Source organism: Litchfieldia sinesaloumensis (assembly GCF_900156865.1).
Taxonomy (GTDB): domain Bacteria; phylum Bacillota; class Bacilli; order Bacillales; family Bacillaceae_L; genus Ferdinandcohnia; species Ferdinandcohnia sinesaloumensis.
Genome location: NZ_LT732529.1, coordinates 4,352,870 through 4,373,315 on the forward strand (window position 1 = coordinate 4,352,870; position 20,446 = coordinate 4,373,315).

The 20,446-nt window shown below is 37.6% G+C and carries 17 protein-coding genes; 8 read left to right on the forward strand and 9 right to left on the reverse strand.

What is annotated here, in order from left to right; all coding sequences use genetic code 11:
- Window positions 1–821 precede the first annotated feature (821 nt).
- The 5 genes from CZ490_RS21200 to CZ490_RS21220 form a co-directional block, all read right to left on the reverse strand.
- Window positions 822–1,670, reverse strand: coding sequence for a carbohydrate ABC transporter permease (locus CZ490_RS21200; protein ID WP_077621133.1), 849 nt, complete (start codon window positions 1,668–1,670; stop codon window positions 822–824).
- A gap of 58 nt (window positions 1,671–1,728) precedes the next feature.
- Window positions 1,729–2,607 carry a carbohydrate ABC transporter permease gene (locus tag CZ490_RS21205; RefSeq protein ID WP_077620723.1) on the reverse strand — a complete coding sequence of 293 codons (879 nt, stop codon included), beginning with the start codon at window positions 2,605–2,607 and terminating at the stop codon, window positions 1,729–1,731.
- A gap of 72 nt (window positions 2,608–2,679) precedes the next feature.
- Complete coding sequence (locus tag CZ490_RS21210; protein WP_077620724.1) at window positions 2,680–3,987, reverse strand: extracellular solute-binding protein; 1,308 nt, start codon at window positions 3,985–3,987, stop codon at window positions 2,680–2,682.
- A gap of 108 nt (window positions 3,988–4,095) precedes the next feature.
- A complete protein-coding gene (locus CZ490_RS21215; protein WP_077620725.1) occupies window positions 4,096–4,881 on the reverse strand; it encodes a response regulator transcription factor in 786 nt (261 codons plus the stop codon).
- A 1-nt stretch (window position 4,882) separates the two neighbouring features.
- Complete coding sequence (locus tag CZ490_RS21220; RefSeq protein WP_077620726.1) at window positions 4,883–6,604, reverse strand: histidine kinase; 1,722 nt, start codon at window positions 6,602–6,604, stop codon at window positions 4,883–4,885.
- A 278-nt stretch (window positions 6,605–6,882) separates the two neighbouring features.
- On the opposite strand from CZ490_RS21220, the gene CZ490_RS21225 reads away from it, so the two are divergent.
- Window positions 6,883–7,500 (forward strand): YczE/YyaS/YitT family protein, encoded by a 618-nt coding sequence (locus tag CZ490_RS21225; RefSeq protein ID WP_077620727.1) that lies wholly within the window; start codon window positions 6,883–6,885, stop codon window positions 7,498–7,500.
- A 92-nt stretch (window positions 7,501–7,592) separates the two neighbouring features.
- On the forward strand, window positions 7,593–8,516 hold the full coding sequence (gene coaA / locus CZ490_RS21230; RefSeq protein ID WP_077620728.1) for a type I pantothenate kinase: 924 nt from the start codon (window positions 7,593–7,595) through the stop codon (window positions 8,514–8,516).
- A 93-nt stretch (window positions 8,517–8,609) separates the two neighbouring features.
- Here coaA and CZ490_RS21235 read toward each other — a convergent pair whose 3' ends face one another.
- Window positions 8,610–9,824 (reverse strand): DUF418 domain-containing protein, encoded by a 1,215-nt coding sequence (locus CZ490_RS21235; protein WP_077620729.1) that lies wholly within the window; start codon window positions 9,822–9,824, stop codon window positions 8,610–8,612.
- Window positions 9,825–9,973: 149 nt separating this feature from the next.
- On the opposite strand from CZ490_RS21235, the gene CZ490_RS21240 reads away from it, so the two are divergent.
- The 5 genes from CZ490_RS21240 to CZ490_RS21260 all read left to right on the forward strand — a co-directional run bounded on the left by CZ490_RS21240 (window position 9,974) and on the right by CZ490_RS21260 (window position 15,494).
- Window positions 9,974–10,690 (forward strand): response regulator transcription factor, encoded by a 717-nt coding sequence (locus CZ490_RS21240; RefSeq protein WP_077620730.1) that lies wholly within the window; start codon window positions 9,974–9,976, stop codon window positions 10,688–10,690.
- Complete coding sequence (locus CZ490_RS21245) at window positions 10,687–12,453, forward strand: sensor histidine kinase (protein ID WP_077620731.1); 1,767 nt, start codon at window positions 10,687–10,689, stop codon at window positions 12,451–12,453. Before CZ490_RS21240 ends, CZ490_RS21245 begins: the two co-directional genes overlap by 4 nt.
- 105 nt (window positions 12,454–12,558) lie before the next feature.
- Window positions 12,559–13,416, forward strand: coding sequence for a polyamine aminopropyltransferase (speE, locus tag CZ490_RS21250; RefSeq protein WP_234987274.1), 858 nt, complete (start codon window positions 12,559–12,561; stop codon window positions 13,414–13,416).
- A gap of 166 nt (window positions 13,417–13,582) precedes the next feature.
- On the forward strand, window positions 13,583–14,152 hold the full coding sequence (locus CZ490_RS21255; protein ID WP_077620733.1) for a hypothetical protein: 570 nt from the start codon (window positions 13,583–13,585) through the stop codon (window positions 14,150–14,152).
- 76 nt (window positions 14,153–14,228) lie between these two features.
- Window positions 14,229–15,494: a hypothetical protein gene (locus CZ490_RS21260; RefSeq protein WP_077620734.1), complete on the forward strand. Its 1,266-nt coding sequence runs from the start codon at window positions 14,229–14,231 to the stop codon at window positions 15,492–15,494.
- A gap of 62 nt (window positions 15,495–15,556) precedes the next feature.
- Here CZ490_RS21260 and CZ490_RS21265 read toward each other — a convergent pair whose 3' ends face one another.
- Window positions 15,557–16,753, reverse strand: a complete 1,197-nt coding sequence (locus CZ490_RS21265; protein WP_077620735.1) for a DUF4085 family protein — start codon at window positions 16,751–16,753, stop codon at window positions 15,557–15,559.
- Window positions 16,754–16,895: 142 nt separating this feature from the next.
- Between CZ490_RS21265 and CZ490_RS21270 the strand changes: the two genes are divergently transcribed.
- Window positions 16,896–17,429: a cupin domain-containing protein gene (locus CZ490_RS21270; protein ID WP_077620736.1), complete on the forward strand. Its 534-nt coding sequence runs from the start codon at window positions 16,896–16,898 to the stop codon at window positions 17,427–17,429.
- A 100-nt stretch (window positions 17,430–17,529) separates the two neighbouring features.
- Here the strand turns inward: CZ490_RS21270 and CZ490_RS21275 are convergent, their stop codons facing one another.
- Together CZ490_RS21275 and menC are read right to left on the reverse strand one after the other, a co-directional pair.
- A complete protein-coding gene (locus CZ490_RS21275) occupies window positions 17,530–19,191 on the reverse strand; it encodes a BCCT family transporter (RefSeq protein WP_077620737.1) in 1,662 nt (553 codons plus the stop codon).
- A 121-nt stretch (window positions 19,192–19,312) separates the two neighbouring features.
- A complete protein-coding gene (gene menC, locus CZ490_RS21280) occupies window positions 19,313–20,428 on the reverse strand; it encodes an o-succinylbenzoate synthase (RefSeq protein WP_077620738.1) in 1,116 nt (371 codons plus the stop codon).
- Window positions 20,429–20,446 lie beyond the last annotated feature (18 nt).

Below are 20,446 nucleotides of genomic sequence, written 5' to 3' on the forward strand. Positions count from 1 at the left end.
TCGAAGCGGTGTTGCTTGGATGGGAAGAGGTCATCATGGAGGTGATGAAGACTCGAAGCGGTGTTGCTTGGATGGGAAGAGGTCATCATGGAGGTGATGAAGACCTGAAGCGGTGTTACTTGGACGGAAAGAGGTCATCATGGAGGTGATGAAGACTCGAGGCTGTGTTGTTTGGTAGTGAAGAGGTCATCATGGAAGTGATGAAGACTCGAAGACAGTTAGATTGCTAGAGGTTAGGTCATCATGGAGGTGATGAAGACTCGAGGCTGTGTTGTTTGGTAGTGAAGAGGTCATCATGGAGGTGATGAAGACTCGAAGACAGTTAGATTGCTAGAGGTTAGGTCTTCATCAAAGCGATGAAGAGGAAAACACAGCAAAAGCCGGAAAGAAATCCCCTTCATCAAGGGCATGAAGGGGAAAACACAGCAAAAACCGGATAGAAATCCCCTTCATCAAGGGCATGAAGGGGAAAACACAGCAAAAGCGAGATAGAAATCCCCTTCATCAAGTCTATGAAGGGGAAAACACAGCAAAAGCCGGATAGAAATCCCCTTCATCAAGTCTATGAAGGGGAAAACACAGCAAGCATCAATCCGAAACCCTTCCACTAGTGCCCATTACAAATCAACCCACAAAACACCGCATAACTTACCACACACACTCCCAACCACAAACCAATACAAAAAGACAGATAGGAAGATTCCTTAGAACCTTTCCTATCTGTCTTTTTTGACGTTCTACAACTTTCATAAGTTACTAGTTTCGGCTGATGACCATCATCTTCTACCATTACTAGTCATCCAAAGGACACAGCTTAAAGCTTACCCTTTTACAGAACCAGCTGCCATACCTTCAACGATTTTATCGCTTAAGAATAAGAAGGCAAGTAGGATTGGTACGATACTGATAACGAGTGTTGCACCAATTGCGCCCCAGTCCGTTAGATATTGACCGACGAAGTTATTGATCCCAACTGTTAGTGTTTTCCACTTATCTGAACTGATGAATGTATTTACAAATACGAATTCGTTCCAGTTGTAGATCATGTTGATAATTGCTGTTGTTGATAGCACGGGCACTGTCATTGGAAGTGTAATTTGGAAGAAGATTCGGTGAATCGAACATCCATCCATAACCGCTGCTTCTTCAATTTCCCGTGGGAATGTTTTATAAAAACCGAGTAAAATCATAATTGTTAACGGCAAGTTAAATGCTGTATAGGATAATACAATTGATATCGGGTTATCTATTAAGTTTGCACTATTATACATTTTGAATAGTGGGATAATAGTTGAATGTAACGGAATCATATAAGCGACTAAGAATAATCCAAGTACAAGGCCGCTAAATTTCCAGTGCATTCGTGTTACTGCAAACGTTACAAAACTCGCAAGAATGATTGTTAAAACAACTGATAATACTGTAATCCAAACGCTGTTAAAGAAGTAGACTCCGATATTTCCAGAAGTCCAGGCTTTCGTATAGTTTCCCCATTGTGGGTCTTGTGGTAAAGCGAATGGAGACATACCAAAAACTTCTTTGTTTGATTTTAGAGAAAAGAATAGTAACCAAACCAATGGGTAGATTTGAATGATGGCAAATCCACCTAGGAAGAGATAAAGAAGTCCAAAGCCGATTTTGCTCAATAGGGATTTCTTTGGTTTTTCCATAGAAAGGTTTGGTGTTGACTGTTGTGTACGAACCTCACTCATTTTGATTCACTCCCTCTTATAATTGAACATCGTCTTTAGATTTCGTTAATTGAGATGTAATAAATGTCATGACTAGACAGATAACTAATAGTCCAAATCCGATTGCACTACCATATCCGAAGTTGTTTAATTTAAACGCTTCTTTGTACATGTAAGAGGCCATTACTTCACTTGCTCCGTTTGGTCCTCCACCAGTCATAACGTAGATTAAATCAAAGTATTTCAATGATCCCACAACTGCAAGCATAATCGTTACTTTAAATACACCAGAGATTAGTGGTAATTTAATTTTATAGGCAATTTGAAATGGAGTTGCGCCATCGATTTTTGCAGCTTCAATGACTTCATCAGGTACATTTTTTAATGCTGCATAGTAAATTAAGATGTAAAAACCTGCGTATTGCCAAATGATTGGAATGAAGATTGCATACAGCGCAATTTTCGGATCAGCTAACCAAATCGGTGTGTTTTCAACACCAAAGAACTCAAGCAATTTGTTTGCCATACCGTTAGTTGGGTCGAAAATCTTCATCCAAAGCTGAGCAATTGCAACTGAAGATAATAGCATTGGAATTAAATAAATCTTACGTAAAAGATCAGAGCCTTTGATTTTGCTAGCAAGAATAAGAGAAATCCCTAAGTAAAGAATTAAGCTAGCAGTAGAGAAGATTGCTAATAAAAATGAATGCCAGGTACTAGACCAAAATAATTTATCTTGTACTAAAGTAACGTAGTTGTCTAATCCGATAAACGTCATCTCACCAATTCCGTCCCAATCCATGAGGCCATAGTAGCCAGATAATCCGATAGGGATATAGATGAGGACAAGAATGAGAAGTAAAGCAGGGAGTGTATAAAGGGCGATAACGAATTTATTCGACATCACATTTTTCATAGTTTTGCCCCTTCCTTTCTATAAAGAAGAGGACATATTTACAAGCAATATGCCCTCTCTCTTAAGCCACAATTATTTTTCGGCAGCAAGAGCTTCCTCTTGTGTTTTTGCAAAATCCTCTGGAGTTGTTTGACCGCCAAATAATGCTTGAATTTGATTTAAGTGAACATCAGCTACACCAGCAGACATTTGAACATCTGCATAAAGTGTTAAGTTAGTTGCTTTTCCTAAGTCGTTAAGAATATCAATATACATTGGGTGAAGGTCACCGTTCGATGTATCTACAACTGTTGCTGGAATTACACCAGCGTCTACAACTGAACGCTTGCCCCACTCATCAACTAGGTAAGAAACAAAGTCTTTTGCTTCATCTTTTACTTTTGATTGTTCAGATACGAATAAACCAACACCAGGTCCACCTACATAGCTGTCGATATCACCTTTACCGCCTTCATAGGTAGGGAACTTGAAGTAACCAACTTTGTCTTTGAACGCTTGATCCACATCTGGAGTTGTTGTGTAGTTTGGTAATTCCCAAGTTGCCATTAAGTACATAGCTGCTTGTTCGTTCATGAAATAACCTTTTGCTTCATCATTAGATAGACCATTAAATCCTTTAACGAATGCATCCATTTCAACAAGTTTTTCGATTTCTTCAGCTGCTTTTACAAGTGCTGGGTCTTCGAAGGTACCAGTACGGTTGATTGCATTATTTAATGTTTCAGGACCACCGATTCTGTCAGCAAGGTACATATACCACATAGAACCTGTCCAACGGTCTTTGTTTCCTAAAGTGATTGGAGTGACACCGTTATCAACTAGTGTTTCAACAACATTTAAGAATTCATCATATGTTTCTGGTACTTCTAGGTTGTTTTGTTCAAAGATTTCTTTATTGTAATAAACTGGAGTAATGTTAAGTTCTAATGGTAGAGCATATGTCTGTTCGTCAACTGAGAACGCATCAAGTGTACCAGCTACGAAATTGTCTTCTTGAACAATATCATCAAGTGGTGCAAACATATTTCCGTCAACGAAAGGCTTCATATAACCTGCAGCCCACGTAATACCTACGTCTGGAAGTTCATTTGATGCAGATAATACTTTTACTTTTTCTTTGTATTGCTCGTTACCTAAGATTTCAGTTTGAATGTCTACATCAGGATTCTCTTCTTCGTAAGCTTTAATAATGTCATCCACAATTGTGAACTGAGCATTAGAGCTACCCTCAGGCCATAAATGCATCATTTTCACTACTGTTTTATCGCTGCTAGATCCACCTGAATCTTTAGATGTGTCATCTGATGAGGAACATCCTCCTAAAATTAATCCACCAGCTAATGCCATTGACATCATGGTAGCAAACGCTTTCTTTTTCATTAATCAAAACCCCCTTGTTTTGTTTAGGTCTTTTTACTTACAAATTAAGTCTATCATCGAAGGAATAATCAAAAAAGGGAACTATGATTGGGAAAAGTACTACTATTTTTAGAAAGCCCTTTCATTGCCTGTCTTTCGGTATGTTGTTGGTGTCATATCCTCATATTCTTTAAAGATTTTAATAAAATACTTAGCTGTTTTATACCCAACTTCCTCTGCAATCTCATTGATGGTTAGCTTGGTAGATAGAAGTAATTCTTTGGCGCGTTGAACTCTACGTCTCGTTACATACTCGCTAAAGTTAACATTCATTTCTTCTTTAAAGAGTACGCTAAAATAACTAGGGTTCAGGTGAACGTGAGCCGCAACATCTTTCTGGGTGATTTCATCTTTTAGGTGGAGGTCGATGTAGGCGATTGCGTCACGAATTGCATTAGATGTAGTTTCTATTTTCGTGGTTGCGTCAACAATTTTTTTGTCGACTACTTTTTCGATCATTCCAGCTCTAAACTTTTTCTCTAAGACTTGTAATGCTTCTTCAACCGCTTCAATCAATTTAGTTTTGCTAATGGGCTTTAATAGATAGTTTACTACGCCAAGACGAAGTGCTTCTTGCGCGTACTCAAATTGTGAATAGGCAGATATAACAATGACGACAGGGGACATGCCTCTATCCTTAATCGTTTTTAAGAGCTGAAGGCCTGTCATTTCGGGCATCCGTATATCTGACAGCAAGATATGAATCTTTTGTTTTTCTGCAATTTGTAATACTTCCTCACCGCTTTCAGCAGTGAGGATATTATATTCACCATTATTCCAGCTTTCCAACGTTCTTTGCAAACCTTGTCTTGTTCTTGGTTCATCATCAACAATCACAATATTTTTGATAAACATGTTATTTCCCCCCACTCGGGATTTCAAATGAAATCCGTGTTCCTTTGTTTGGTTCACTTTCAATTAGTAGTTCGGAATGCAAGTTCTCGTTGTAATACAATCGTAAGCGTTTATTTACATTTGAGATGGCAATGCCAGTTCCTCTTGTGGACTCGACACCACCCTTATTCGTTGATTCTGTAATTTGGTGAATGCGTTCTTGATCCATGCCTGGGCCATCGTCCTGAACGATTATTCGTATCCTATCGGTACTTACAGGTTCAACTGTAACCGTGACTAAGCTATCGCCGACCTTATTTCCAGCCCCGTGTAAGATTGCATTTTCCACAAGTGGTTGAATGATTAATTTGGGGATTTGGACTTGCTTGAATTCTTCTGGAACGGATACCCTCCAATGGAGTCGATCTCCAAAACGCATCTTCATAATTTCCATATAGTCGCCGATGTGCTTAATTTCATCTTTTAAGAAGACCCAATCATCATCTGTTTCTTTTGTAATGGTGTATCGAAATAAATCTGACATCGCAATGACCACTTCAGATAGCTCTTCTTCATTTTTTTCCTCCAGTGACCAGTGAAGCGCATCTAAGGTATTGAAGAGAAAATGTGGATTTATTTGAGCTTGAAGGGCTTTTAGCTCACTTCGGCTGCGTAAAATCTCTTTTTGATAGACCATTCGGATTAAATGATTTGTCTCTTTTACTAATTGGTTGTAAGTACTGTTAAGTTCATTAATCTCATTGACTGAAGAAACACTTGGGTTCAGGGTTAAGGCCCCTTGCCCGGCGCGTTGCATGGTCTTAGTAAGTCGAACAATTGGCCTAGTAATAACCGTTGACAAGAATAATGAAAAAATCATAAATATTATCGCTCCAGCAACACCAGATAAGATGATACTTGTCCGTATCCCTGCGAGCCCCTTGGTGAGTTCACTGACCGGAGTTAAAATAAAAACCGTCCATCCGGTGAGGTCCGATGTTTCCTTATTCACAATATAATCGCCTTTATCTAAGTGAACAGTGCCTTTCGGATTAGAAATAATCTCTGCAAGGTCGCCATTGTAATTCTGAACAATTGGCGTATCGTTTTCGTCTAATAGAATTGAATATCGATTATTTGGTGTTGCGAATTGAAAATGCTCGCGATTAATACTGACTAATAGGTAACCGCCATTTATATACTTACGTTCAATTAAACTAACCCTTCGAATGGCCAGAAAGAAATTTTTATCATGTGGGTCTTCTCCAATCCAGACTAATCCACCCTTAGCCACGTCAGCTTTTTTAATCCAATTTCTATTGATACGATTTTTCAGCAAGGCTTCATCAAGTGGTATTACACGCTTCTGGTCCTTTGAGAAAAGTTGAAACTCAAAAATACCATCAGTGTTCCCCATAATCCGGTTAACATGGCCCACTAATTGTTGTCGTTCCTGAAACGAAACTTCTGTACCGTCGTAGGTTTTCCTTAGGACTTCCTGAACGCCTTCGTCCGTAATGACGAGCTTAGATGACATATTAATTTGCTCGAATAAAGACTCAATTCTACCGTTTGCTTCAATTGCTACCTGATGGATTTGTTCTTCAGCATTAATCTTTAATAGATTAGATACCTGTCTTAAGGTTAATGAACCGACAATCAATAGAACAATAATCATCACAAATAAGAAGATGAGTAAAATTTGGTTACGTAATGTGTTCCATTTTTTTATTTTTTTAAGCATTGGTAGTTCGCCTCTTTAATCAGTCGTTGTTTCAATTATAGCGTGAGAATTTGTAAACGTTGTATTTAAGGCAACTCAATTTATTGGAAAAGTAGGGAATAAGGCCCAGTGTCATTTTATCATTAATAGATCTTTATTGGAATGATTGTATAACGAATAAACAAAGTTTTTAGATGTTTTTAGCGCGATACTGCGATAAAGAAAAAATACTACGAATTCTTCAGGATAGCGTTATAATAAAATAATTATTTTGAAAAATTTTAATTTTGAGGTGCAGCATGACAAAACGCATAAGTATCTATTTAGGAGGACTCGCCCTTACCGCCCTTGGTATTGCCCTTGTTATTTTATCACTTATCGGGGCAGGGCCATGGGACACGGTTGCCGTCGGGCTTAATAAGCATTTAGGGTTAACGATTGGTACTTGGTCAATTTTAACCCAGGTGATTTTCACATTGATTACTTGGGGACTTGAGAAGACGAGGTTGCGAATTGAATCGGTTATTCCGATTTTCATCCGAAGTGTTTTCGTTGATTTTTGGTTTTATATCGTACTAGGAAACATTAATTTTTCTACTTCATGGGAGTTGCAGGTTGTCAGTTTCCTATTGGGGCTCTTTTGCGCTGGAATTGGAATAGGCATTTATATGGAAGTGAATTTGCCTAAGACACCAATTGATGGGATGATGGTGGCAATTAGCAACCGGTTTGAGTGGAGCTTTAACAAAGTTAGAATGGGGATTGAATGTACGGGTGCTATACTTGGTTTTATTTTAGGGGGGCCTGTCGGGATCGGTACTTTGGTGATTGCTTTGTTGATTGGTAAAATCATTCAGGCTGTAAATAATAGAATGAAGAGAGTGATGCAAGTTTCGGATACTACCCATTCTTTTTAACTCTAACAGTCAACTAATAATAGGTACTTTGTGATATTCAAACTAGTATTAATTTGGTAAAATGAACGTGAATCTAAAATAGAGGTAATGCTATGAATCCTTTTGCGAACTACATCGAATTTAACAGAGAAAAATGGGCGACACTGCGCAATAAAACTCCATTGTTGTTGTCTGAGGAAGAGCTAGAGAGTATTCGGGGGATAAATGAGGAAATCTCACTTCAGGAAGTTGAAGAAATTTATCTACCGTTAACACGACTGATTAATTTAAAGGTGAAAGCATCTCAGCAATTGCAAGGTGCAACTAATTCATTTTTAGACTATAAAGCTAAAAAAATTCCGTACATAATTGGGATTGCGGGCAGTGTAGCGGTTGGGAAAAGTACCGCAGCAAGAGTGATTCAGACCTTATTATCACGTTGGGATGAGCATAAAGAAGTAGGTTTGGTTACAACTGACGGCTTCTTATATCCAAATGCAACGTTGGAGAAGAAGGGCCTCATGAGTCGAAAAGGTTTTCCCGAGAGTTATGATACTCAGAAGTTAATCAAGTTTATGATGAAAGTAAAATCTGGAAAACCAAAGGTCGAGGCACCATTATATTCGCATTTAACGTATGATGTACTGACCGATAAAGTTGAAGTTATCCGAAATCCGGATATTTTAATCGTTGAAGGGATCAATGTTTTGCAAGTGAGTAAAACACATTCCGTATTCGTAAGTGACTTTTTTGATTTCTCTATTTATATTGATGGGGATGTTAAAGACATCAAAAAATGGTACATAGAGAGATTCTTAACATTACAGAAGACCGCTTTCCAGGATCCGATGTCCTATTTTCACAGATATAAAACGTTATCCCAAGAAGAAGCCGTTCAAAAAGCAACTAACATCTGGGAAGAAATCAATGCTAAGAACTTGCGTGAGAACATTCTGCCAACCCGACGTCGTGCTGACACCGTATTTAAAAAAGGACAAGACCATCGAATGGAAAAGGTCTATCTTAAGAAATTTTAAATTCTTACTTTGGCCAACTATAATAAAAGGCATGGTTTCGACCATGCCTTTTAAATATGTTTCTTGTATACATTCGAATCGGTTAAATAATAATTACGAGTTAACTCCCTTATCCAATGTTCGATTTGTCGGATGAGGTATTTGCCCTTCAGACTCATGTAATACACTTAATCCTGTCCATTTCAGGTAGGTGCCGACTCGCATGATCTTTTCGAATGGGCCAACTTTCCATATTTTGAGATAGTAGTGACTCGATAGGATTTGGGCTAAGTAGATTACAATTCCTAGTAATATTCCATTTAGTACTCCTAGTTCCCCGAATAATCCGAAACCATATCCATAAAAAATAATAGTACAAATCACACTTTGAGTTAAATAATTCGTCATTGAAAGACGGCCTACGTTTTCAAAGAGTGTGAGAAGGGTGAATGCTTCTTTTGTATAAAAATAGGCAAATAAAAAGATGTAGCCGATAGAAAGAAGAGGAGCACCTATCGTATATATTGATTCTGTCCAACTGTATGCTGGAAACAGATAAGGTAAAGTTTTCAATACTAAACCAATCGGCAGAAAGATCCATACAAACGTAAGATATCTTCCCTTTTCTTCTGATGGATGAGTGAACCAACCACTTTTTGCGGTATACATTCCAAATAAGAACATTGGACAAACCATAAGTGGCATTAGAATTAACATTATCAAGTACACATAACCTGGATAACCATAAGGATCTTCACCACTATTTCTAAAATCATAAGCCTCCCAATAACCTCCATTTGAATAGGCGTCGTATTCCTTTTGAATATAGGAATGTAAATTTGGTGGCTCCTCTACTTCTTCGGTAGCCCCGATAACACCTAATGAAGTAAATAATGCAAAAAGTGAAATAGTCCATATTAAAATTGTCTTTTTCTTTCGTTTAACAAACACAATCATGAACAGGCCAATTAGTCCATAGCTGAATAAAATATCTCCTTCCCACACGAAAAAGGAATGAAGTAGGCCAAATGTTATTAATATAATGAAGCGACGTACTAAGTGCCGTTTTACTTTTTTACCACTTCTTTGGAGTTTATCCGATAGCTTAATCATCGAGTATCCAAATAAAAACATGAAAATTGGCATAAAACTGCCTTCAATAAATACTTTTATCCATATATAGGATGCTTGATCAGTAGCTAATGCTTTATAAGTTTCCATTTGATCTTTTCCAAACATGCCAAATTGAAAAATAAGCATATTAGCTATTAATATACCAATTAAACTGAATCCTCTCAGTCCATCAATTAATCGAACTCTTTTTTTCATACTCGTCTCCCTTTCATTCTTCATTACCTATAGTGTAGAGGGAGGAGTTTTCCATATTTTGACCACTATCTTACAGATATATAAAATTTTAGTTGAATCGTTCAACTGTTCGTAAAGTTGCTTTGGTATGATATCAATGAGGTGAGACCATGAATGAAAATACAACTATTTTAATAGTAGATGATGAGAAAGCTATTGTAAAAATGTTAGAAATGATGCTAAAGAAGGAAGGGTTTCACGCTATATATACGGCCCATACAGGTAAGGATGCACTTGCCATTCTTAATAAGAACCAGATTGATATTATTATCCTAGATGTCATGCTTCCAGATGGTAGTGGGTTTGACTTTTGCCCTAAAATTCGAGAGCTATCCACTGCGTATATTCTATTTTTAACAGCTAGAGTATCAGATTTGGATGTTTTAACCGGATTTGCAACAGGTGGGGATGATTATGTGACGAAACCATTTAATCCATTGGAGGTCGCTGCAAGAATAAAAGCATTCTTGCGAAGAAATTCTAAAGTAGTTATACAAACCAACGAAGCGATATCAAAGAAGTATGATTTTGATCGATTTTTATTAGATGAGAGCGCAGGTGAATTATTTGTAAACGGGGAATCTGTCCCATGTCCTACTCAGGTTTATATGCTATTGCTTTACTTATGCAAGCATCCGAATATTGTTTTTTCTAAGTCCGCACTTCTTGAAGCAGTCTGGGGCTATGACAATTACGTAGACGAGAATACGGTTTCCGTACATATTAGAAGAATAAGAGAAAGAATTGAAGAAGATCCAAGTAATCCACGCTATTTATTAACGGTAAGAGGACTTGGGTATAAACTAGTAAAAGGAACTCGATTATGAAAAAACTAAGATGGCGTTTATTTCTTCATTTTTCATTACAATTCATATCAGTCGCTGCGTTAATGGTAATTGTCATTTTTCTAACTCTGTTTATTGTTATTGGTATTTATGCAAAGGATGTTTCTTCATTTAATTACTATCAGGCAAAACTAGAGATGATTTCAGTAAATACAGGAGCTTCATTTACGAAGTTCAAGATGAACGAGGATTGGGATCGTGAGTTTGAAAAGGAAAAGATTTGGGTGCAAATACTTGACCATGAAGGTAATGTGATTGAATCAGGGAATGTTCCGGATGAACTTCCAAAGAAATATACGTATCAAACTTTAGAGAATATGAAGGAAACAAAGCAATTACAAGATTATTCTCTAGCCTTTTACTTAGAGACTTTTTATGAGACCCCGTACTTATTTATTCTAGGCTATCATGATGAAGAATTTTTATTTCTGAAACAACTTGTTGAGGATTTTGGGACGAGGGGCACAATAGTAGAAAAAGATTTACCTAAGGTAGAGGCGCTTCTTACCAATCAAAATGGAGCATTAAAAGTATATGGTTCTGATAAAGTAGTTCGCCAAACGATTGGTAGAGCTAATAATCTAGAGGAAAAAGCATTGGATGTTTTTGTAAGAGATGCAGCCCCTGATATTTTCTCGACTAAAAAAACAACCTATGTAGATACAGATAATGGGTTCGTATGGGAGTTGTATACACCAGATGAAAATAAAGAGGTTTTGAAACTAGATGCTTACATTGATCTTGCAAAAGGATTTATCATTACTGGAGCGATTATCCTCTTTATTACAATCGTAATATCCATATGGAACGGGTTTCGTTATGGGAATCCACTTTTTGTCTTTGCGAACTGGCTAGGACGAATGGGGAATGAAAATTACAGTGAAGTTCTTACAGAACGCGAAAGGAAGAAGATTTATCGGAAGAATGGGAAGATACGATTGAAATTTAAATTGTATCAAGAGGTATTTGAGGCCTTTCACGATATGGCTGGTAAACTTGATGCTTCTAGAAAAGAACGTGAACAATTAGAAAAAACTCGAACTGAATGGATGACTGGAATCTCTCATGATTTACGAACACCTTTGACTACTATGCAGGGGTATGGAAACCTATTAGAAAGTGGACAATATGATTGGACCATTGAAGAGATAGAAGAAATAGGAAAAACGATCCGTGAGAAAAGTGATTATATGTTACATCTTATCGAGGACTTCTCACTAAGTTTTCAATTGAAGCATGGCGGTAACCAGATTCAAATGGAGACAGTGGAGATTAATCAATTATTGGATGGTATGGTAGAAAAATATAAAAGAGACATAACATTTAAAGACTATATACTTTCCTTTGTCCCTATACAGTCCCATCATTTCCTATATGTAAACAAACGATTGTTTGAAAGATTGTTAGATAACCTTATCTATAATGCATTGAAACACAACCCACCTGGAACAAAAATTTCGGTTATCTTAGTGGAAGATTATAAAAGGAAAGAGATACAAATAGTTGTAAAAGATAACGGGGTTGGTATGGATGAATCGACAATCGAACATTTATTTGACCGCTATTATCGAGGAACAAACACGGAAGAACATGTAGAAGGAACAGGTCTTGGTATGAGTATAGCCATGCAAATTGCTAAATTGCACGGTGGTGAGATGGCGGTTGCATCAACTAAAAACATTGGAACAGAAATTACAGTGAATCTTCCGGCAAAAGGAGCAGAGGTAAAATCTATAAGTGTGTAGGGCTTCACGTGTTTGAGTAACCAGGTTACCTCACTTAACTGGACAGCTCCTTCTTTCTTTTTTATCCTAATAGATAGAAGATGCAGATGAGAATGGGGGATGATGATGGAACGAAATAAGGCATATTTATCAAGGGAAAATGGAGATCTTTGGCTTACTGAGGATGAATATGACAATCTCAAAGTAAGCTACCGAATTAAAGATGTGATTGTTGACCAACAATCACCATATCAGGATGTCATGATTTTAGATTCCTATCATTTTGGAAGAATGCTAGTGTTAGATGGTATTGTTCAAACAACATCAGTTGATGGCCATATCTATAATGAAATGATTTCACATGTGCCTTTGTCTATTCATCCAAATCCGCAAAAGGTGCTGATCATTGGCGGTGGAGATTGTGGTGTAGCGAGGGAAGTAGCTAAGTACGATGAAATTAATCAGATTGATATGGTGGAAATAGACGAACTTGTCGTAAAAGCTTGCATCGAGCATTTACCTGAAGTATCTGGTGGTCTCTCAGACTCGCGTGTTCAGTTTATTTTTGACGATGGCGTTAAATTTGCAGCAGGAAAGAAGAACGAATATGACGTAATTATCATAGATTCATCAGATCCAATTGGACCCGCACAGGACCTCTTCGAAAAAGAGTTTTACCAAAGCTTACATAGTGCTCTTAAAGAGGATGGAATTATGGTGTGCCAGAGTCAATCGCCAATTTTTCATCCTGAAGTAATGAAAAAATCGTATACAAGAATTTCAGAACTATTCCAAGCGGTTAACCTGTATACGGCAGTAGTTCCCACATATCCTGGTGGGCTATGGAGCTTCACGATTGGGTCAAAGAAATACACCAAAGCAAATCCAAATAGGCTAAGTAGTAAGGACACAAAATATGTGAATGAACAAATAGTAGAGAGCTGCTTTTCGTTACCGCAGTTTATAGGAAATCTACTGAAATAAATGAGACAGGTACATTTTATTTACTGCACTTCGGATAGTGCAGTTTTTTTATGCAATAAATAATTGGAAAAATTGTGAAACCGGTAGGCGTGTAAAATCGTAGTACTAAGGAGAGCTTAATTTTGGAATGTAATAAAGGGGAATTTAAAGGAAAAGAGGAATACAGATGGAGCCAAAAGAAATTCGAAAGTTACGGATTAATCAGTTACTTTTAACTAACGTGATGTTGTTAATTATACTAGTACTCTTTTTCACATTGAGTAGTTTATTTACGATTACATTTTATCATTTTTTCTTTACAATAGGAGTCATTATCCTCATTCAGACAATTTACGGCTTCTTGAAGAGGGATTCCACAAAATCTATTATTCCGTTTCTCGAAAAAGTATCAATCTATGAAAAACAAAAAATGGGTATTGAATGGCTTAAATCAAGGAGAGCAAACACCGGATGGAGCATTGTACTAAGTGGATTAATGTTCATTCAAGGATATATGAGCCTTGGATACGAGGACAATGTTTTTTATTTTGAGCCGATTTTCATGATAATCCTGACTAGCTTGATTTTGCTTGTCATTAATATCAGTATGCTCATCCATTTCAGGAAAGTTGACAACTCAACCTCTGAATCAGAACTGAAGGGCTATACATGGAAGTATAACGCAATTGCAGTAGTTATTGGAGTCATCTTAGCATTTGTAATCTCTATCATTACTGTTTACATGGTTATATCGTAATTACAACACAAACAACACATAAGACAAAGAACTTGGAAGGGGTCAGGTTCTTTGTCCTAATAAAGGAGTGTCTAGTGTGGATAAAAGAACACAGGAAATCATCGATTTTACAAGAGAAAAGTTTGGCTTATGGGACTATTACCTAGAAAGACATAGCTTTGATCGTACTGTAACGATTTTTAATGAGACTGTTTATACAATGACAATGGAGTGGTTTCCTAATGAGGCTAAGGACCAAGTGATTGAGGATGAAAATCCAGATGGCACGGCCGTCATTACACTAGATATACATAGTAATAGATTTGAAAGTGTTATTTTTGTAATGGGTCAGACATTCGCAAAGGATGGAGTCACTTTCAAAGATAAGAATGATAGTATGAAATGGATTGAAAAGGAAACAGGTTTGACTTACGGACAACAATTTGAGCTTCATAAGGAAGAGGAAGGAGAGTTGCATTTTCGAGAATGTATCGAAGGTGTTGCCCTTTCACCTTCTGGCCTGATAGAGGTGAAGTATGATCCTGAAGGTAGACTCACCTTGTTTACGGTTCATGGTCATTATCCTGCTCATGATATGGTTAAGAAGGAACCATACTCATTGACTTTTAATCGAATTGAGGACATCGCAAAACATCAATTGAAGTTGCTTGAATTTCCAAACTTTGATGAAAAGCGGCTTGTGAGTGCTTATGCAATTGAAGAGGTTTATGTTAGGAATGACAAATTGTCCACAATACCATTTGAAGTCATTGTGGATGTAAGGGGATATCTAAAAATTGATCAACCATTATATTGGAATCAACCTCTTACTGCATCAGTAGAACGCAAACAAATTAAGTGGCGTGATGAGGTCACTGCGGAGCAAGCATTCTCAGGAGAACCTTCACCCGACTCAGTTCCAATTACAGAAGCGGAGCAAGAACAAATTATACACGGGGTTCGGGACTTTTTACGGAAGGAATATCCAAACGAATCTGGAATTTGGATCTTAAAATCACTTCATCGTGAATCGGGCTATATTCATGCAATCTTGAGGGCGAGCAAACAGGACAAACGTGTCTTTCAACGAAAAATAAATGTCATAATGGATCCAGAGAGCCTACAAGTTGTAAATTATATGGACAACCAGATGATGCTGGAGATGTTTGATAATTTCAAAGCTAGTGAAGCTAAAACAATTAGTAGAGAAGAGGCTTACGAAAGACTCAAAGAACACTTTGAGTTATCACCATATTACGTTTATGATTTTGAACAAAAACAATATGTACTTTGTGGTAAAATAGACTGCCAATTTGCAGTCCATGCAACAACAGGAGAAATTGTATCATTAGATGAACTATAAATAAGATATAGGTGGGGTTGACCCGTGTCCAAACCAGACGAGGGCCAATCCCACTTAAAACTCTATCCTATCAATGATCGGTATTTCTCAACGATGACTTCTGAGAGAACTCCATTTTGGTAGAAGTGATTGACATAAACGGTAACGAGCATTTCATTTTCTTCCGTAATCTCCAGCTTTGAAAAGATATGATTTATAATATCTGTTAATTCTTCGGGATTAGCGTACATCGTATTCCAAGCACGTACTTGTAACTCAAGGTCTTTGCCTAGAGCTGCAACTTCAATTTTTTCAAATGGTAGTGGCTCATTCAATTGAGCATACGGATCTTCATATTTATCCGTATAAATAAAGCTAATAGGATTATTCTCTTCCATTTCATATGTAAACAGCTGATCTCCTAAACTTACAACGATCTTATCTGGATTAAATTCAACCTTACCGTTTTCTAGTGTAATAGTATCCGAAAAAGACTTAATAGGTCGGATAAAGTGTGGTGTGCACAACCAATAGCGAAGGTCTGGGTTTAATTGTTGGGTATACTCCTCAAACGTTGTTTGTGCCAATTTATCTTCGATATTCAATATAGTATAGAGGGCCGGACGATAGTAGTATTGAGCATCCATGTTCCTCATAGCAATTGTCCATTGGGCATCAGGACATTCAAACAATACTCGAAACGCAAACCCCTCTTCGGTTTTCTGCAATTCATTATAAATAATCCATTGGCCAACTTCTAATGGTTCATCAGATTCTTCAGAGATCACATCTTCAAACATAAGATGAATGAGTGCTTTTGATGAGAAACCACTATCGGTATTGATGTAAAGATGAAGAGAATTGCCGTCTCGTTTAATGCGCTCAATGATTGAATCATGAAGGCTTTCCGCGAACATATCTTGAATCTCCGTTGATAAGAAAGATATTGCTTTTTCCGTTTGCTCATATGCAGCATCTAAAACCTGTTCGAATTCCTTGTCTGCTTCTCGCATCCATTGTAAGTAGTCATCACGAACTGATTTAGGTAATGATGGTTGATTTAATGTGCCATTTTCAATATATGGAATGAACCTGGTCGGTACAATTTGAAGCAATGCCGCTTTTACTTCCTCTAGCTCCTCTTGTAACTGAGATAGAAGATCTGCTCCCTCTTCCTTTGCTTCGTTTAATGTCATTTCCCATTCTTCATCTGTTTCAGGAATAGGAAGTGTATTACATTTTGCGAATTTCTCCTTGGCCTGTTTGGATAGATTCCACATAACCTCACCTCAAAATAGTTGATGAAATTAGTATAGCAGTAATTTCCTAAATTAATAGATATGTTTTTTGTGGATGTAATGGGTTACATTCACGATTATTTCTGCATAGGATACTTTATCAATCTGTGGAGGGATTTAGAGAATGTATTATCCAACATATCAATACCATTATCATTATCCGTATTATATGAACTATTTGAATGCGCCGATGTATGGCTGGAACTATTGGGGCTATAATCAATCACCGATGTTTAGAGAAATGGAATTAAAAGATCAAGGTAAAAACCCATTTGTAATTGATATTAATGAAGCGACAAAACAAAATCGTACGTTCCGGACAGCGATTTGGACAGGCGACCACTTTCAGGTTACATTAATGAGCCTACTTCCTGGTGAAGATATTGGCTTAGAAATGCATTCAGATGTTGACCAATTCTTACGTCTTGAACAAGGCTATGGAGTTGTGCAAATGGGAAATAGTAAAAATCAATTAGATTTTGTACGAGAAGTTAGAGATGATTATGCGATTGTGATTCCAGCTGGCACTTGGCATAACCTCACAAATGTAGGAAACGTTCCGTTAAAGCTATACTCGATTTATGCGCCACCAAATCACCCATTCGGAACTGTCCATAAAACGAAAAAGATAGCAATGGAAGCAGAAGAACACCACTAACCAACACTAAAATTGTTAAAATTAGTGTAGATTAAATGGGACTTCAATTATGTTATGAATTAGACAAAAAGGGCAGACCCTAGAGAGTTCTGCCCATATCTTATTTATCCTTTTCATTTTCAAAATGAGCGTCAATTGGCCCTTTCTGCTTCTCTGCTTGTTGGTCTTTTGCTTTCTTCTTTCGGCGTAAACGCTCTAGGATTTTCCGATAATTCAACTCGATCTTCTTTGATTCATAATAGTCAGATGCCTTGATGTCCCTGGTCGATGCCTTCATGAAGGACCACCCAAGCATAACCATAATAAATAAAAGCGGAAATCCTCCAACAATACTAGCAGTCTGTAGAGTATCTAGACCACCGATAAACATTAATGTTAACGGCATTATACAAAGAGCAAACGCCCAAAACAACCGGTTCCATCGGATCGGTTCATCCTTGACCTCCTTTTGAACGACTGCCGCTAGCACGTACGAACTAGAATCGAATGTTGTAGCTAGAAAAACAATTGCAAGTACAGTAAAAACCAAAATGATAAACCAAGACATTGGAAGGCTTCCAATTACATCAAGGATTGCGACTGGTGCACCTTCCGTATTTAATGTATTGATTATGTCCATTTCTCCAGTTAATTGCAGATGCATTGCGTAATTCCCTAATACACCGAAGAACAGTATACTTCCGATTGTTCCATAAATCATGGTCCCGAGCACCATTTGTTTAATTGTTCGTCCACGGGATATCTTGGCAACAAACAAACCTACGAACGGTGCATAGACTAACCACCACGCCCAGTAGAAAACGGTCCAGGTTTCAGGAAAGGACGTTGAATCAAATGGTCCTAAGGAATTAAAAGGCTCTGTCCATGTACTCATGTGAAAGAAGTTATCTAATAAGAGTCCAATGCTATTTACAGTTGTTTCTAGAATAAATCGGGTTGGACCAAAGAGAAAAACAAATGCCAAAAGAAAGAATGCCAGATATAGATTTACATCCGAAAGGATCTTAATACCCTTTTTTAAGCCGGTATACGAGCTAACAGCAAAGATGACGGTTACGAACAATAAAATAATGGTTTTAACTGTCATATTTACATTAAGACCAGTAAGGCGATTAATCCCTTCAGCAATCATTGGTGTACCCAAGGCAAGGGTAGTCCCAGCACCACCAATAAGACCAAACATAAATAAAATATCTATGATGGTGCCAAGAGGACCGTCTGCAAGTTTACCTATTAATGGTCGTGTTGCTTCACTAATTTTTAGGACAGGCTTTTTCCTTACATAATAGAAATAAGCAATAGGTAAAGCTGGTAATGTATAAATGGCCCAGGCAATCGGTCCCCAATGGAAAATACCATAGGTTGTTGCCCAAGCGATAGCTTCCTTGGTGCCAGGTTGAACTCCAAAGGGAGGTCCTTGAAGGTAATAAGCCCATTCTATGGTTCCCCAGTACAAGATGCTTGAGCCAATCCCTGCGCAAAACAGCATCCCAGCCCAAGAAAAGTCATTGTATTCTGGTTTTTCACCTTTATCTCCGAGCAAAACCTGCCCGTTCGAACTAAATGCCACATAGATAAGAAAAAAGAAAATCATAAGTCCGACCAACAAATATAAAACACCAAAATTTGTGGTAATGTAGGTATTCGCAACACTAACCATCTCTTCGCCTTTTTCAGGGAAAATAACGAGAGGGATGGTAACCAATAGTAACAATGTAAAGGCACCAATAAAAGTCGGCCAGTCAATTAACCTGTTCCTCATTACAAAAACCACCTTATCTAAACTGTATGTGGTAGTTTTTGCAAATTGAAAGGAAATATACGGGTAGGTTGATATGTGTTCCGCTTATTGATTATTCTTGAACCCATCGATTTTAGTATTCTCAATTATGGTTATGAAACGTCTCACTATATAACATGAAGTCCTCAATTTTTTCATGGTTCGGTTCGAAACCAATTCCTGGGGTTGTTGGCACCTCTATATATCCGTCCTTCATTGTTACCTCAGGCGTTATAATATCCTCTCTCCAGTAATGGGAGGATGGAGCTGTATCTCCTGGTAGAGTGAAGTTTGCTAGAGAAGTAATGGCAATATTATGTGCACGACCGATACCGGCCTCGAGCATTCCTCCACACCACATCGGGATATTGTTTTCCGTGCAGAGTTTATGAATCTTTAACGATTCCGTAATTCCGCCAACACGGCCGATTTTTAGATTAATAATTTTTCCACTTGTAATCTCAATGGCTTTTCGAACGTCTTCAACTGTGTGGATGGATTCGTCCAGGCAGATAGGGGTGTTCAATTCTTTTTGAAGTCTCGCATGATCAATTAAATCGTCATAGGCGAAAGGTTGTTCAACCATCATTAAATCAAAGTCGTCTAATTTCTTAAGGTAAGGTATATCATCGATGGTATATGCACAGTTCGCATCTGCCATTAGCGGAATCCTAGGAAACTCTTTGCGAATCGCTTTTAAAATATTTATATCCCAACCCGGCATTATTTTTACCTTGATTCGTTTATACCCTTTGGTTACAAATCCTTCGATTTTTTGTAGGAGCTCTTTTTCAGACTTTTGAATACCAACGCTTACACCTACTTCAATTCTATCCTTCACACCGCCAATAGCCTTTGCTAGAGAAATTCCCTTTTCTTTCGCATATAAGTCCCAAATCGCACCATCTAATGCAGCCTTCGCATTGTAGTTTCCTCGTAAATCCTTGAATGCTTTTGATACATCATCAGGGTGTTGAATCTCCGTGTTCATAAGCTTAGGAATTAAAATATCCTTTAATAGATGCCAATTGGTTTTAACCGTTTCTTCATGATAGATGGGAATTGGATCAGAGACGGTTTCGCCCCAACCTGAAAGACCGTTCTTCGATTTCACTTCAACTAATATAAAGTCTTTATCTGTTAAGGTTCCGACACTTGTTTTAAAAGGGTGAAGCAAGCTCATTCTCATAAAACGTAGCTTAATACTTTTTATCTCCATGATTAATTCTCCTCGTAA